Source organism: Actinomyces gaoshouyii (assembly GCF_002076915.1).
Lineage (GTDB): Bacteria > Actinomycetota > Actinomycetes > Actinomycetales > Actinomycetaceae > Actinomyces > Actinomyces gaoshouyii.
Genome location: NZ_CP020468.1, coordinates 140,583 through 154,590, shown reverse-complemented (window position 1 = coordinate 154,590; position 14,008 = coordinate 140,583). Strand labels below are relative to the sequence as shown.

Annotated in this window: 11 protein-coding genes and 1 tRNA gene; 6 read left to right on the top strand and 6 right to left on the bottom strand. The window is 72.3% G+C overall.

All coding sequences use genetic code 11. The features are described from left to right. Nucleotides 1–101: 101 nt before the first annotated feature. Nucleotides 102–1,538 carry a uracil-xanthine permease family protein gene (locus B6G06_RS00585; RefSeq protein WP_081170436.1) on the bottom strand — a complete coding sequence of 479 codons (1,437 nt, stop codon included), beginning with the start codon at nucleotides 1,536–1,538 and terminating at the stop codon, nucleotides 102–104. Between the two features lie 124 nt (nucleotides 1,539–1,662). Between B6G06_RS00585 and B6G06_RS00580 the strand changes: the two genes are divergently transcribed. Together B6G06_RS00580 and B6G06_RS00575 are read left to right on the top strand one after the other, a co-directional pair. Then, nucleotides 1,663–1,974: a DUF4190 domain-containing protein gene (locus B6G06_RS00580; protein ID WP_095532497.1), complete on the top strand. Its 312-nt coding sequence runs from the start codon at nucleotides 1,663–1,665 to the stop codon at nucleotides 1,972–1,974. A gap of 82 nt (nucleotides 1,975–2,056) precedes the next feature. Next, nucleotides 2,057–2,791 carry a glutamine amidotransferase-related protein gene (locus B6G06_RS00575; RefSeq protein ID WP_080462880.1) on the top strand — a complete coding sequence of 245 codons (735 nt, stop codon included), beginning with the start codon at nucleotides 2,057–2,059 and terminating at the stop codon, nucleotides 2,789–2,791. 49 nt (nucleotides 2,792–2,840) lie between these two features. Here B6G06_RS00575 and B6G06_RS00570 read toward each other — a convergent pair whose 3' ends face one another. Further along, nucleotides 2,841–3,692, bottom strand: a complete 852-nt coding sequence (locus B6G06_RS00570) for a nucleoside phosphorylase-I family protein (RefSeq protein ID WP_080462881.1) — start codon at nucleotides 3,690–3,692, stop codon at nucleotides 2,841–2,843. A 240-nt stretch (nucleotides 3,693–3,932) separates the two neighbouring features. On the opposite strand from B6G06_RS00570, the gene B6G06_RS00565 reads away from it, so the two are divergent. After that, nucleotides 3,933–6,944 carry an ATP-dependent RNA helicase gene (locus B6G06_RS00565; RefSeq protein ID WP_081170434.1) on the top strand — a complete coding sequence of 1,004 codons (3,012 nt, stop codon included), beginning with the start codon at nucleotides 3,933–3,935 and terminating at the stop codon, nucleotides 6,942–6,944. 132 nt (nucleotides 6,945–7,076) lie between these two features. After that, nucleotides 7,077–8,018, top strand: coding sequence for a fructosamine kinase family protein (locus B6G06_RS00560; protein WP_080462883.1), 942 nt, complete (start codon nucleotides 7,077–7,079; stop codon nucleotides 8,016–8,018). A gap of 118 nt (nucleotides 8,019–8,136) precedes the next feature. On the opposite strand, the gene B6G06_RS10160 is transcribed toward B6G06_RS00560, so the two are convergent. From B6G06_RS10160 to B6G06_RS00550, 3 genes are all read right to left on the bottom strand, one after another. Next, a tRNA-Ser gene (locus B6G06_RS10160) sits at nucleotides 8,137–8,225 on the bottom strand. Between the two features lie 164 nt (nucleotides 8,226–8,389). Further along, nucleotides 8,390–8,974 carry a DapH/DapD/GlmU-related protein gene (locus tag B6G06_RS00555; protein WP_125898860.1) on the bottom strand — a complete coding sequence of 195 codons (585 nt, stop codon included), beginning with the start codon at nucleotides 8,972–8,974 and terminating at the stop codon, nucleotides 8,390–8,392. Between the two features lie 136 nt (nucleotides 8,975–9,110). Further along, on the bottom strand, nucleotides 9,111–9,542 hold the full coding sequence (locus B6G06_RS00550) for a nucleoside deaminase (RefSeq protein WP_080462927.1): 432 nt from the start codon (nucleotides 9,540–9,542) through the stop codon (nucleotides 9,111–9,113). Nucleotides 9,543–9,852: 310 nt separating this feature from the next. Here B6G06_RS00550 and betT point away from each other — a divergent pair, with 310 nt between their 5' ends. Then, on the top strand, nucleotides 9,853–12,039 hold the full coding sequence (gene betT / locus B6G06_RS00545; RefSeq protein WP_081170432.1) for a choline BCCT transporter BetT: 2,187 nt from the start codon (nucleotides 9,853–9,855) through the stop codon (nucleotides 12,037–12,039). Nucleotides 12,040–12,091: 52 nt separating this feature from the next. Beyond that, nucleotides 12,092–12,730, top strand: a complete 639-nt coding sequence (gene upp / locus B6G06_RS00540; protein ID WP_080462885.1) for a uracil phosphoribosyltransferase — start codon at nucleotides 12,092–12,094, stop codon at nucleotides 12,728–12,730. A gap of 344 nt (nucleotides 12,731–13,074) precedes the next feature. On the opposite strand, the gene B6G06_RS00535 is transcribed toward upp, so the two are convergent. Beyond that, entirely contained in the window at nucleotides 13,075–13,935 is an 861-nt protein-coding gene (locus tag B6G06_RS00535; RefSeq protein WP_240494068.1) for a MetQ/NlpA family ABC transporter substrate-binding protein, read from the bottom strand. Nucleotides 13,936–14,008: the final 73 nt, after the last annotated feature.

Sequence of the window (14,008 nt, the reverse complement as noted above, 5' to 3'; positions counted from 1 at the left end):
CCGCACGCACGCGAGCAGCCCCCAGCGGATTCGCGCCGTCGCTCGCAGGACTACTGCGGACGACGGCGCGAAGTCGTTGATGGCACGGGGCCGGGGAGCTCTTATTCGGGGCCCGGACCGGCAGCGCGGATCGTGGCCTGCTTCTTGACGCTGCGCCGGGAGTAGGCGGGGCCCTCCAACTCGGTGCCCGCGGGCGCGGAGGCGGGCGAGACCTCCTCGAGGCTCGTGCCCCGCGCCTTCGAGATGGCTCGCATGGAGTGGTAGACGACGATCGCGGCGCCGGAGCCCAGCGCGATCCCGGAGAAGGTCATATCGCCGATGACCCAAGTGTAGTCGGCGATCGCCACGACCATCGCGACGGCGGCGGTGTTGAGGTTGACCGGGTCGGAGAAGTCCACGCGGTTCTGCACCCAGATGCGCACGCCGAGCATGCCGATCATGCCGTAGAGGATCGTGGCAGCGCCGCCGAGCACGCCTGCGGGAATCGTGTTGATGAGGGCGCCGAACTTCGGCAGCATCGACAGGCCCAGCGCGCCGATGGCGGCGACGACGTAGGCGGCGGTGGAGTAGACGCGGGTGGCGGCCATGACACCGATGTTCTCGGCGTAGGTGGTGGTTCCCGAGCCGCCGCCGGCCCCGGCCAGGATCGTGGACAGGCCGTCGGAGATGAGGGCGCGACCGGTGAGGCCGTCCAGGTTCTCCCCGGTCATCGCGGAGACGGACTTCACGTGGCCGATGTTCTCAGCGATGAGGACGAGCACGACCGGCACGAACAGGCCCATGAGGCTGAGGTCGAAGGACGGGGCGCGCAAGTGCGGGGCGCCCACCCAGCCAGCGGCGTCGATGGCGGAGTAGTCCACCTCGCCGCGGACCATCGCGGTGGCGTAGCCCACGAGCACGCCCAGCAGGATCGCCAGTCGCCCCATGATGCCCTTGAACAGGACGGTGATGAGCAGGATCGCCACGATGGTGACGACGGCGGTCACCGGCGCGGTCCTGACATTGCTCCAGGCAGCGGGAGCCAGGTTGAATCCGATGAGGGAGACGATGGCGCCGGTGACGATCGGCGGCATGAGACGATCGATCCAGGTCACGCCCGCGACATGGACGATGGCGCCGATGAGCAGCAGCGAGACGCCCGCCATGATGATGCCGCCCTGTGCGAGCGAGGCCCTGGCCTGGTCGAGGGGCGCCCCGCTCTTGGCGTCGAAGCCGGTGACGGCGGCGATCGGCGCGATGAGGGCGAAGGAGGATCCCAGGTAGGAGGGCAGGCGCCCGGAGGTCACCACGAGGAACAGCAGAGTGCCCAGTCCGGTGAAGAACAGCGTCGTCGCCGGGTCGAAGCCGGTCAGGAGGGGCACGAGGAAGGTCGCGCCGAACATGGCGACGATGTGCTGCATGCCGATGCCGACGGTGCGCGGCCATGAGAGGCGCTCCGAGGCGGTGACGACGGCGCCGGGCCTGATGGATCGTCCGTCCCCATGGAGGGACCAGCCCCGGAAGAGCGGGGATGAGGACGATAGGGGCGATGAGGGCACTGCGCTTCTCCTGTCGCGGGTTGGGGAAGGACTAGCGGCGTCGCCTCCCGTGGGTTCGGGGGCGCTCGCGGGTTCCTCCGCCAAGAGGATGCGGGCGGCGGCCCGCCGGGGTGAGGATACTGCCATGGCCTCGCCGCGCGCCCCGTTCCCGGGAACCGAGTCCCTCGATCCGACGCAGATCCTCTCCGGACCCGGCTACCAGGCGCCCCCGGTGCGCACCGACGGCGTCGCCACGGCGGCGCTCCTGTGCGCGATCCTCTCCTTCATCCCCCTGGTGGGGCTGGCCGCCGCGGGCCTGGGCATCTGGGCGCTCCGGCGGCTGCGGCGCTCCTACGGCACCGGCCGGACGCTTGCGCGCCTGGCCATCGTCGTGGGGGCAACGGCGTCCGTCCTCCAGCTGTGGATCCTCGTGGCCATCGTGGCGACCGCAGGATGAGCGCGCCCGAGCACGGGCCCCGCCCGTTCGGGCAGCGGCCATGACATCTGCCCGTAGCGAGGCCTGGCCTAGGGTGGATCGCATGAAGCCCTTCATCATGGTATCGACGCGTCCCGAGATCAGCGCCGCCGAGGACGAGTACGAGTCCTTCCTGTCCCTGGGCCGGATCGATCGCGCGGACCTGACCCATGTGCTGCTCGAGGAGGTCGACTTCCTCGGCTCCTTCAACGCCGAGGACGTCTCCGGCGTCCTCATCGGCGGAAGCCCCTACAACGTCTCCACGCCCGAGGCCTCCAAGAGCCGCTCCCAGCTGCGCATCGAGGAGCAGGTGAGCGAGTTGATCGCCGTCGCCCTGACCAAGGGGGTTCCCGTCCTGGCCACCGGGTTCGGCCTGGAAGTCCTGGCCGCCCACCTCGGCACGGCCACGTCGGCCGAGTTCGGTCAGACCCTGGGCACAGCGGAGGTGTTCCTCACCGAGGAGGGGCGCCACGACCCGCTCCTGGAGGGGATGCCGCCCTCCTTCACCGTGCTCGTGGGGCACCATGAGGGCGCCGTGGGCGTGCCCGAGCACGCCGTGCTGCTCGCCTCCTCCCCAGACTGCCCCGTGCAGATGCTCCGGGTGGGCTCCTCGGTCTACGGCACCCAGTTCAATCCCGAGCTCGATGCCGACCGCTTCGCCCAGCGCATAAGCATCTACACCGACGCCGGCTACGGGCATCCCGGGCAGGTCGACGAGCTCCTGCGCGTCGTGCGCGGCGGGGAGCACGTGGCGGGCCGGATCATCGCCCGCTTCTTCGAGCACTTCGCCCGGGACTGACTGGCGGCCGCCCACGGGCCGGAGGCGCCCCCTGCGCTAAGCCCGCGGATCAGCCCAGAGTGGCCAGAGCGGCCTCGATGACGTCGCAGATCACGACCGGCGCGGGCCTGTGAGCCACGGGCATCCCGACCGGCGGGGTGACGGCGGCGCGGCGGCCCGCCGCCCGGGCGGCGCTACGACGGCCCGAGCCCGGGCGCGGGGGCGCGCCCGCGATCGAATCGACGTAGAGCAGGCCCGCTACCTTGACCCCCCGCACCGCCAGGGCCATGGCCTCGGCGACCGTATCCATGACAACGACGTCGGCGCCGAGCCCCCCGAGGACCGCGGCCTCGGCGCGGCCGGGGCGCACCGGCCCGGGGACGAGTGCGGCGACGGCGCTGCCGCTGACGCCGTCGACACCGGCGACGACCTCCGTGAGGGGCTCATCCCAGGTGGCCTCGACGGGGCCGGTGGCGGGGAAGAGAGGGGTGCCGGAGAGGTTGAGGTGGTCGCCCATGGCGAGGAGGTCCCCGAGCTGCTGGGATCCCAGTGAGGAGGCGCGACCGACGAGGAGGGCGGCGCGAACGCCGGCGCCCGCGGCGATGCGGGCGAAGGCGGTGGTGCGGCGGGCGGCGCGGCCCTCGAACAGGCAGGTGCGGCCGCGGGCGACGAGCACGCCGAGACCCCCGCGGTCGTAGGACATGAGGGAGTCCTCCTGACCCGAGGAGCCGGGCGCGGAGACACCGGGGAGGAAGGAGAGGCGGACGCGGGAGGACGGGCGCCCCCAGGCGTCGTCGAGGTCGGTCAGGAGCGCGGGCTCGGCGATGACGAGCAGGTCGTGGCGGGCACGGCCCGTGGCGAGAACGATGGAGGCGCCTGCGGGGTCCTCGTCCCATGTTCCGGCGGCGGGGGACGTTGCCACGGGGTCTCCCTCCGGTTGTCTCCGAGTGCTCCGGGTCCAGCCTACCCGTTCACGCTGTCAGGACCCTATGAGACCCGTCGCCGCCGTGCCGCCGGGCGGACCGCTGATCAAAGCCGGCGGCAGGGAGGGATCGCATTTCCCCTTCTCGATCGAGTTGACCGACTGGCGGGGCACGCGAGCGCGCGGAGCGGCGCGAGGCTGCGGCCGAGTCCGCGGGGCGCCCTGGGGGACAATGCCCCCATGACACCGGCCAATCGCACGAGTCCGGGCGCACCCGGGCAGGCCGCCCTCGAGGCGCTCCTGGCCTCGCCGCCCGCCCTCCCCGTCGTCGCCGGGTTGTCGCGGCTGCGCTCCATGCTGGCCTCCCCCGCTCCCGACGGCGGGGCGCCGGCCCTCGTCGTCACGGCCCCTCCCGGAACGGGCAAGACCACGCTCGTGCCGCCGCTCGTGGCGCGGGCGCTCTTCGAGGCCGGGGAGGGCGGGGCCGTCGGGCGCGTCATCGTCACCCAGCCGCGCCGCGTGGCCGCCAGGGCCACCGCGCGGCGCCTGGCCGACCTGCTGGGCGAGGAGGCCGGAGGAACCGTCGGCTACGCGGTGCGCGGAGAGCGCCGCACCGGGCCGGACACCCGCATCGAGGTCGTCACGGCGGGCCTCCTCCTGCGCCGCCTCCAGACCGAGCCGGACCTGCCGGGCGTGGGCGCCGTCATCCTCGACGAGGTCCATGAGCGGGCGCTCGACGCCGATCTCCTCCTCGCACTGCTGCTCGATACGCGCGCGGGGCTGCGTGAGGACCTCACCCTCATCGCGATGTCGGCGACGCTGGACGCGGATCGTCTGCGCGAGCTGCTCGGCGGGGCGACTGGGGGCACGGGCGTCGAGAGCGCCGGCGGCGGAGCGGGGGAGGCCGGAGCGCTCGCCCCGCTGCTCGATGTGCCCGGCGCGCTCCACCCCATCACCGAGCACTGGGCGCCGCCGCCCACGACCACGGCGCGGCTGGGCCCGCGCGGGGTGCCGAGGGACTTTCTCGCGCATATCGCCGCGACCACGGTGCGGGCGCTGGCGGAGCACGACGGCGATGTTCTCGTCTTCCTCCCCGGCGCGCGGGAGGTCGACGACGTCGTCACCCGCCTGCGCCAGAGCCCGCCGGGGGCCGGGGGCAGCGCGGGAGGAGCGGATGTGCTGCCGTTGCACGGGCGGCTTCCCGCGGCGGCGCAGGACGCGGCACTGGCACCGAGCCCGCCGGGGCGGCGTCGGGTGATCGTGTCGACGAATGTCGCCGAGTCCTCGCTGACCGTGCCGGGGGTGCGGATCGTCGTCGACTCGACGCTCGCGCGCGAGCCGCGCCTCGACGTCGCCCGCTCGATGAGCTGGCTGACCACGGTGGGAGAGTCGCGGTCGGCGGGGGCTCAGCGGGCGGGGCGCGCCGGCCGCGAGGGGCCGGGCGCGGTCTACCGGTGCTGCACGGCCTCGGACTGGGCGCGCGCAGCGGCCTCCCCCACCCCGGAGATCCTGTCCGCCGACCTCACCGGGCTCGCCCTGGAGCTGGCGGCCTGGGGCGCCCCCGGCGGGGTGGGGCTGCACTCGCCGGCCTGGATCGATCCACCGCCGGCGGCGGCGATGCGGGCCGCCGAGGAGGCACTGGTCTCACTCGGGCTGCTTGAGCCCAGTGGGAGGGGCGGCGACGTGGGAGACGACCACATCGACACCGATGGAGGCCGGGCACCGGGCATGGGCGCGATCACCCCGCTGGGCCGGGCTGTCGCGGCGATCCCGGCGCCGGCGCGTCAGGCCCGGGCTCTTCTCGTGGCGGCGGGCATGATCGGGGCTCGGCCAGCCGCTCGCGCCGCGGCGCTCCTCACCTCTGACCTGCGGGCGCCGGGAGCGGATCTGACGGCGCTGGCGAGGTCGGTCCGCGAGCGCCGGACGGGCGCGCGGAACGCCTGGCAGTGGAGCCAGGAGGCCGCGCGTCTTGAGCGATCGGTCATGCGCGCGCTCGCCGACGCGGGGGCCGCGAGGGGCTCGGGCGCGGCGGCGGGTGCCCAGGAGGCGCTGCGCGCCCCGGGCCACTTCAGTGCCCTGAGCACTCCGGGGACCGACGGCGCCCGGGCTCTTGGCGGCCTCGACAGGCTCAGCGGACTGGGCGGACTGGGCGGCGCAGAGGAATCGGTTGCGCTGGTGGCGGCGCTGGCCCACCCCGAGTGGATCGCGCGTCGCCGCGACTCGACGGGCTCAGCCGGTCCAGCGGGCTCGACCGGTCAGGCCGCGCCCGGTGGCTCTTCGCGTCCCGTCGGCCCCATCCCCGGGCGGGCGCGGGCGGAGGGCGCCTACGCGAGCGTGGGTGGCACGGGCCTGCGTCTGCCGGCGGATTCCCCACTCGCCTCCTCGCGCTGGCTGGCGGTGGCCGACGTCGACCGCTCCCCGGGCTGCGGCGATGCCCTCATCCGGGCGGCGGCCCCTCTTGACGAGGAGGTGGCCCTCGCCGTCGCCGCGGATCGGCTCAGCGAGGAGGCCCGGACCGTGTGGGCTGATGTCCGCCTGCGCACGGAGCGCGCCCGCTGCCTCGGTGCGATCGTCCTGGCCACCGCTCCCGGCCCGCCGCCGAGCCCGGACGAGGCCGCGAGCGCCGTCGCCCGGGCAGTACGGGAGGAGGGCCTGGGAATCCTGCCCTGGAGCGACGGGGCGCGTGAACTGCGCGGCCGCCTGGCGCTGCTGAGCACCGAGATCGGCGAGCCCTGGCCGGCGATGGACGACGAATCGCTGGTGGACGCTGCCGAGACGTGGCTGGGACCGGCCGTCCAGGCGCTCATGGCGGGCGGCGGGCGCTTCGTTCTGCGGAGACTGGACACGCTGGCCGCGCTGCGGTCGCTCCTTCCGTGGCCCGAGGCGGCGCGGCTCGATGAGCTCGCCCCGGAGCGCCTGGAGGTGCCGTCCGGCTCGCATGTCCGTCTGGCCTATACGGGCGACGACGGCGAGTCACTGCCCCGCCCGGTGCTGGCGGTGCGGGTGCAGGAGTGCTTCGGCTGGGCGAGCACGCCGCGCGTGGCGGGTGGGCGGGTCCCGGTGCTCATCCACCTGCTCTCCCCGGCGCGCAGGCCCGTCGCGGTGACGGATGACCTCGCCTCCTTCTGGGCCCAGGGGTACCCCCAGGTGCGCGCCGAGCTGCGCGGGCGCTACCCGAAGCACGCCTGGCCGGAGGACCCGTGGTCCGCCCCGGCGACTCGAGGGACGGGGCGGCGCCGCTCCCGGGCCTGAGGACGGAGCGCCCCGACTCGCGACTCCGCCGCGCTCGCAGCCTGCAGGGCGCGGCGCCGGGGCTTGAGCGGGGACTGCCCGCCTCGCGCCGGCCTGCTGCGCGTCGGTGCCCGGGCGTGCCAGGCTGGCCCCATGAGCGCGAGCGTGTTCCGCAAGGTTGATGAGGGGCCGGTCTCCACGGCGGTGGAGGCGCAGGGCCTGAACTGGCTCGCCGAGGCGATGCCCGACGGCGGCGCGCACGTCGTCCCGGTGACGCAGGGCGAGGGATGGATCGAGGAGCCGCGGCTCAGCCACGGGGGCACCACGGCCGAGGCCGCGGAGGCCTTCGGCCGCGCCTTGGCGGTCACCCACGCAGCGGGCGCCCCGTTCTTCGGGGCATCTCCCCCGGGATGGGACGGCATCGGGCAAATGGGGCGCTCGCGCATCCGGCTGCGTCCCCATGATTCCTCCGATCCGGCGGTCATCAGCCGACCGTGGGGAGCCTTCTACGCCGAGGACCGCATTGGCGCCTACATCGCCGACTGCCGGGACTCCGGAGCGCTGAGCGAGAGGGGCGCGCGGGTGCTGGACAGGGTCTGCTCGCGGCTTGCCGACGGCGTCTTCGACTCCCCGCAGCCGGCGCTCGTCGAGGCGGGGGCAGCGGCGCGGGGGCAGGCGCGCGCGGTCTCCCGCACGCATGGGGACCTGTGGTGCGGCAACGTGCTGTGGGTGCCGGTCGGGGAGACCGACTGGGCGCCGTCGGGCACGGGGCTCGGGCCGCGGCTGACCGGGGGCACGGCGCGAGCGGCGGCAGCCGGCTCGGGTTCGAGCGGCGGCCTGCCGGGCGATGTCGGCGTCCTCATCGACCCGATGGCGCAGGGCGCGCATGCGGAGACAGATCTGGCAGCGCTGGGGATGTTCGGGCAGTCGCATCTCACGCGGATCATCGGGGCCTACAACGAGGTCTCACCGCTGGCCGCCGGGTGGCGCGAGCGGGTGGGACTGCACCGCCTGCACATGCTCATGATCCACGTGTTCCTCTTCGGCGGCGGCTACGGGATGGAGGCGGTCAACCAGGCGCGCCAGTACGTGTGAGCCGCTGGCGCCGCTCTGGGCGCAGACGGCACCACTGGGTGCGGAGCACGACCAGCGCAAAGCGCCCGACGAGCCACGAATGAGGGCCCCGATCACGCGGATCGGAGCCCTCACTTACTGGCGGTAGCGCTGGGATTCGAACCCAGGGTGGCTATGAACCACACAGACTTTCGAGATCTGCACCTTCGGCCGCTCGGACACGCTACCTCAGGCGTCGAGGGTACACGCACGTGAGCTTCCGGCCCAACCGACCGCCCCTGCGACCTCCCTCACCCTCCCCTGCGCGAGACCGGTCGAAAATAGGAGCGAGACCGGTCGGCGGACCGGTCTCGCTCCTATTTTCGACCGGTCTCGATGGGCGGCGGGCGGCCTCAGGAGGCCGGGATCTCGCGCAGAACCACGGCGGGGACTCCGCCGACGATGACGCCCACGGGCACATCCCGCGTGACGACGGCGCCCGCGGCGACGACCGACCCGTCACCCACGGTCACGCCCTTGGTGATGACGGCCTTGGCGCCGACCCAGACATCGTCTCCGAGCCGGATGGGGGCGGGGTAGGTGGTGGCGCGGTCGACGACGGCGAGGCCGTGATCGAGGGTCGCCATGACGACGTCGTGCCCGATGAAGCAGCGATCGCCGATCCAAATGCCGCCCTGATCCTGGAAGCGGCACCCGGAGTTGATGAACACGTCGTCGCCGAAGTGGGTGTTGGCGCCGAAGTCGGTGGTGAAGGGCGGGAAGAGCCGCAGTGTTTCGGGCACCGGGCGGTGGGCGATCCGGGACAGCAGATCGCGGATCCCGTCGGGATCGTGGAAAACGGAGTTGAGCTCGGCCGTGAGGCGCTGCGTCTCGATGGCGAAGGCGCCCTGGAAGGCGCCCTCGGGAGTTCCAGGGCACACCGGCCTGCCGGCGTCGACATGGTCCAGGAAGGCCTGGAGGGTCATCTCGCCGCTCATTGAACTCTCCTCTGCCGCTCGCCGACCGCCCTGCCCTTATCCACCAAGGCGCACACGCTAATGCTACGCGCCCGCCTGTGGAGAACCGCCCGGTTTCGATGCTGTTTTCGACCGGTCTCGACGAAATGAGAGAGGTTCAGCGGCGGGGGGCGAAGAAGTCCTGGAGGAGGGCGGCAGAGGCCTCGGCACGCAGCCCGGCGACGACCTCTACCCGATGGTTCGCCCGGGGGTCGCGCAGCACGTCGCGGATCGAGCCGCAGGCCCCGGTGCGCGACTCCCAGGCGGCCAGCACCACGCGGGCGAGCCTCGCCAGTTGGATCGCGCCGGCGCACATGGTGCAGGGCTCCAACGTCACAACCAGCGAGCAGCCGTCCAGGTGGGAGTCGCCCAGTACCTTCCCGGCGGCGCGCAGGGCCCGGATCTCGGCGTGGGCGGTCGGGTCGCACTCGGTTCGGCGGGCGTTGGCCGCCCCGGCGAGGACCTCGCCGCCGGCATCCAGGACGACGGCGCCCACGGGCACCTCCCCGGCCCGCGCGGCCCCCTCCGCCAGGGCGAGTGCGCGGTCCATCGCGGCGCCGTAGCGCTCCTCCAGGAGCGCCGGGCACCGGGCGCCCGAAGCGGCCCCGGCGAGGGCGCGGGGCGTGGGCGAGGATGGATCGGTCACGCCCCAAGCCTCCCACAAGCCGCAGGACCCGCCGGCGCGCGATCGCCGCTCGCGCTGCCCGCGCCGCCCCGCCCCCTCGACGGCGGTGCTCCCATCGCCGCCACCTCGGACCGTCATCGCTCCGATCTGCCATTCCCAGGATCCTCCCAGCATCGGGAGGGTGAATGACCTACAGACGTGACGCCTTTGGGACTCGGGGAGAAGGAGACAGCAAGTGAGCACTCAGACGGATCGACCCCCTCTCACACCCCAGGACTCCCCCGGGGCCAACGACTCCGAAGGGGCCCCTGACAAGAGCCTCAACACCACTGTGTTCGTGATCTCGGGAGGAGTCATCGGCGCCCTCGCTCTCACGGCGATCCTCGTCCCGCGCACCATCCAGGGCATCTTCGACACCGCCGTCGCCTGGGCGTCGCGCTGGTTCGGCTCGTTCTACATCCTGGAGATCACGGCGGTCCTCGTGTTCGTCGTCTTCCTGGCGCTGTCGCGCTACGGCACCACGCGGCTGGGGCCCTCCAACTCCACCCCGGAGTTCTCCACGTTCTCCTGGGCGGCGATGCTCTTCGCGGCGGGCGTGGGCACGGGGATCATGTTCTTCGCCGTCGCCGAGCCCGTCTCCCAGTACCTCGCGCCGCCCACGGGGGCTCCCGAGACCGAGGAGGCCGCCCGCAACGCGATCGTCCTGACCCTCCTCCACTACGGGGTGTCGGGCTGGGGCCTGTACTCCCTGTTGGGGATGTCACTGGCCTACTTCGCCTACCGGCGCCGCCAGCCGCTCGCGGTTCGCGCCACGCTGCGCCCGATCCTGGGCCACCGCACGGATGGGATCCTCGGCGACGTCGTGGACGCGGCCGCACTCATCGGCGGTGCGATCGGGATCGCGGCCTCCCTCGGTGTGGGGATCGTCCAGCTGAATGTCGCGCTGACGATCCTGTTCGGCATCCCGCAGGGCACAGCGGCCCAGATCGGGCTCGTGGCGCTGTCAGTCCTCATGGCGACGGCGTCGGCGGTCTCGGGAGTGGACCGGGGGGTGCGCATGCTCTCGAACATCAACGTCCTGCTGGCGATCGCCCTGGCGCTGTGGGTGCTGATCACGGGGGACACGGCATTCCTGCTGGATGCGCTGGTGGGCTCGATCGGCGACTATGTCACCTCGTTCCCGGGCCTGACCCTGGAGACCTACGCCTGGAACCGCCCCGCCGAGTGGCTCAACGGCTGGACCCTGTTCTTCTGGGCGTGGTGGATCACGTGGGCCGCCTTCGTGGGGGTGTTCCTGGCGCGCATCTCGCGCGGCCGCACGATCCGCCAGTTCGTGCTCGGCTCGCTGGCGCTGCCGCTGACCTACGTCATCATGTGGGTGTCGATCTTCGGCAATCACGCCCTGTCCATTGTGCGGGGCGGCGACCGGGCCTTCACCGAGCTCACGGCCTCCGCCCCGGAGCAGGGCTTCTACGCGCTGCTCAAGGCCCTTCCCGGGGGCCCCGCCCTGGTGGCGCTCTCGCTGTTCATCGGGATCCTGTTCTACGTGACCTCGGCGGACTCGGGCGCCCTGGTGATGGCGAATCTGTCCACGCGCACGCACACCGGGGATGAGGGCGACGCCCGGCCGTGGCTGCGGATCTTCTGGGCGGTGCTCGTGGGCGTGCTGACGATCGCCATGCTGCTGGCGGGCGGCATCCCGATCCTCCAGCAGGCGACGATCGTCATGGCACTGCCCTTCAGCGCTGTTCTACTGCTGGTCATGTACGGGCTGTGGAAGGCGCTGTACACGGAGGCGAGCCACCGCGATGCCCGCTCGCACGTCTTCCGGAACCGCGCGCTGGGCCTGACGGGCACGGCCGCGGGCCTCAAGCGCATCTCGTGGCGGGATCGGCTGTCGCACACCTTCGAGTCGGTCTCCCCCGCCCAGGCCCAGCGCGCCCTGGGCACCAGGATCGTGCCGGCCCTGGAGGCGGTGGCCGCTGAGCTGCGCAAGGAGGACCTGGTAGCCGAGGTGTACGTGGAGGGTCCGGAGGCGCAGGACCCCGACGACGAGCGCAACTTCCTGGGCCGCGCCACCCTCCTGGTCACAGCGGGGCCCGAGGCCGGCTATGGCGAGAATGCCGCCGAGCTGGCCGTGACCCCGACCTCCGAGGGCGCGGCGGAGGGTGGAACAGTGGCGCCCGCGGTTGAGCGCTCCAGCGGGCTCGACTCCTTCCGCTACGTGGTTCGGATGGTGCAGGCCCCGGTGGCGGCCTTCGGCGTCGTCGTCCATGAGGCGGATGACCTCACGGTGCGACTGGAAGTGCGCCCGCGCGGCGGCGGCCAGGGCTACGACGTCATGGATTGGACCGCGGACCAGGTGGCCCACGACGTGCTGGACCACTACGAGAGCTGGCTGGACTATCTGGGCAACGCCTGAACCGGGCCCCGCAGCAGCCGCGCCGGCGCCCCGAGCGCCGTAGGCTGATCCCATGCATCTCATCGACGTCGACCACCCCCTCATCGATCACAAGCTGGCGGTCCTGCGGGACCGGACGACGAACTCGGCGGTGTTCCGCCAGCTCGTGGACGAGCTCGTCACTCTGCTGGCCTATGAGGCGACGCGCCATGTGCGCACCGAGCCGGTGGAGATCGCCACACCGGTGGCAATGGCGCAGTGCCACCGGATCGCGGCGCCGCGGCCGATCGTCGTGCCGATCCTTCGGGCGGGCCTGGGAATGCTGGAGGGCATGACGCGCCTCCTGCCCACGGCCGAGGTGGGGTTCCTGGGGATGAAGCGCGATGAGCAGACCCTGGAGGTGGACACCTACGCCAACCGCCTGCCGGATGATCTCTCGGGGCGCCAGTGCTTCATCGTCGACCCGATGCTCGCCACCGGCCACACACTCACGGACGCCACGAACTACCTGCTGGACCGGGGCGCGCGGGATGTGACGGCCCTGTGCCTGCTGGCGGCGCCGGAGGGCCTGACATACCTGGAGGAGACCATCGGGGACCGCGCGAATGTCACGGTGGTGACGGCCGCGGTGGATGACCGCCTCAACGAGCTGGGCTACATCGTGCCGGGCCTGGGCGACGCCGGGGACCGCCTCTACGGCATCGTGGATTGAAACCACCGGACAGGGCGCGGATCCGCACATCGCACCTCTGATAGTGGGCTCGTCGCCCCATTCGCCGATCCCGTGAACGGATCGCGGCGACGGTGATACCCGCCTCGGCATCCGCAGCCTCACACCCCGCAACGACCATGTCGGGGAGGCCATCGCCGGATCATCACGGTTCGGTTGCTATTCTCGTGGCCATGCACGATGGTCGCCGCCCCTGGGGCAGTGACCAGAGCACTTCCACAGCGAACTGACTGGTCCGGTCGCGCGAGCGCGCGACCGGACCAGTCAGTGAAGGCCGGGGCCGGGGAACCGCGGACCCGGTGAGGCCGAGGACCCGGGCAAGGCGATCAGAAGGCCGGGCGAACGGAGCCGTCGGCCCAGGTGCTCTCGATGTAGGACTTGAAGCCCGCGGAGTTCATGATCTCGGCGAGCTTCTTGAGGGACGCGTTGTCCTTGTCCTCCGAGCGCACCACGAGCTGGTTCGCCGGGGCGGCGTCGACGGACTCGAGCTTCAGGGCGTCGACAGCGGGCGTGAGCCCGGCGTCGAGGGCGTAGTTCCCATTGAGGACCACGGCGGCGGCGTCCTGCATCGTATTGGCGACCTGGGCGCCGTCGACCGTCGTGAAGCTGAAGTTGTGCGGGTTGTCAGTCACATCGGAGTCGGTGGGAAGCTTGGCGGCGGGGTCGAGGGTGAGGAGGCCTGCGGCCTCGAGCAGCTTGAAGCCGCGGGCGGTGTTGGCCGGGTCGTTGTTGAGGACGATCTGCCCGCCCTCGGGGATCTCCTCGATCGTGGTGGCCTTCTTGGAGTAGATGCCCATGGGCTCCACGTGAACGTCCGCGATGGACACGAAGTCGTAGCCGTGCTCCTCGATCTGCTGCTTGAGGTAGTTGGGCGTCTGGAAGAAGTTGGCGGCGATGGAGCCGTCGTTGAGGCTGATGTTCGGCGTCGTGTAGTCGTTGATCTCCTTGATGTCCAGGTCGATGCCGGTGCCGGACAGGAGGTTGTCCTTGATATGGGTGAGCATCGTGACGTGGGGCTGAGGGGTGGCCCCGATGGAGATGACGACGGTGTCACCGTCCTTCTTCGCGCCCTTGAGCTGGTTGCCGGAGTCTGAGCCGCAGGCGGCCAGGGTGGCGGCGACGGCGGCGGTCAGGGCACCGGTGGCGAAGGCGCGCCGGGAGATCGGGGAGGGCAGGAGCGTGATCATGGGGTTTCCTTTCGATGGAGGGGCTGTGGTGCTGGGGCGGGTTCGATCGTGTTCCAGCGATGCGCGCCGTCGT

Bases quoted from the DNA above. Each gene is read 5' to 3' on its own strand.
- B6G06_RS00575 (WP_080462880.1), top strand. From the start codon at position 2,057: ATGAAGCCCTTCATCATGGTATCGACGCGTCCCGAGATCAGCGCCGCC.
- B6G06_RS00560 (WP_080462883.1), top strand. From the start codon at position 7,077: ATGAGCGCGAGCGTGTTCCGCAAGGTTGATGAGGGGCCGGTCTCCACG.
- upp (WP_080462885.1), top strand. From the start codon at position 12,092: ATGCATCTCATCGACGTCGACCACCCCCTCATCGATCACAAGCTGGCG.
- B6G06_RS00550 (WP_080462927.1), bottom strand. From the start codon at position 9,542: ATGGACCGCGCACTCGCCCTGGCGGAGGGGGCCGCGCGGGCCGGGGAG.
- B6G06_RS00580 (WP_095532497.1), top strand. From the start codon at position 1,663: ATGGCCTCGCCGCGCGCCCCGTTCCCGGGAACCGAGTCCCTCGATCCG.
- B6G06_RS00535 (WP_240494068.1), bottom strand. From the start codon at position 13,935: ATGATCACGCTCCTGCCCTCCCCGATCTCCCGGCGCGCCTTCGCCACC.
- B6G06_RS00565 (WP_081170434.1), top strand. From the start codon at position 3,933: ATGACACCGGCCAATCGCACGAGTCCGGGCGCACCCGGGCAGGCCGCC.
- B6G06_RS00555 (WP_125898860.1), bottom strand. From the start codon at position 8,974: ATGAGCGGCGAGATGACCCTCCAGGCCTTCCTGGACCATGTCGACGCC.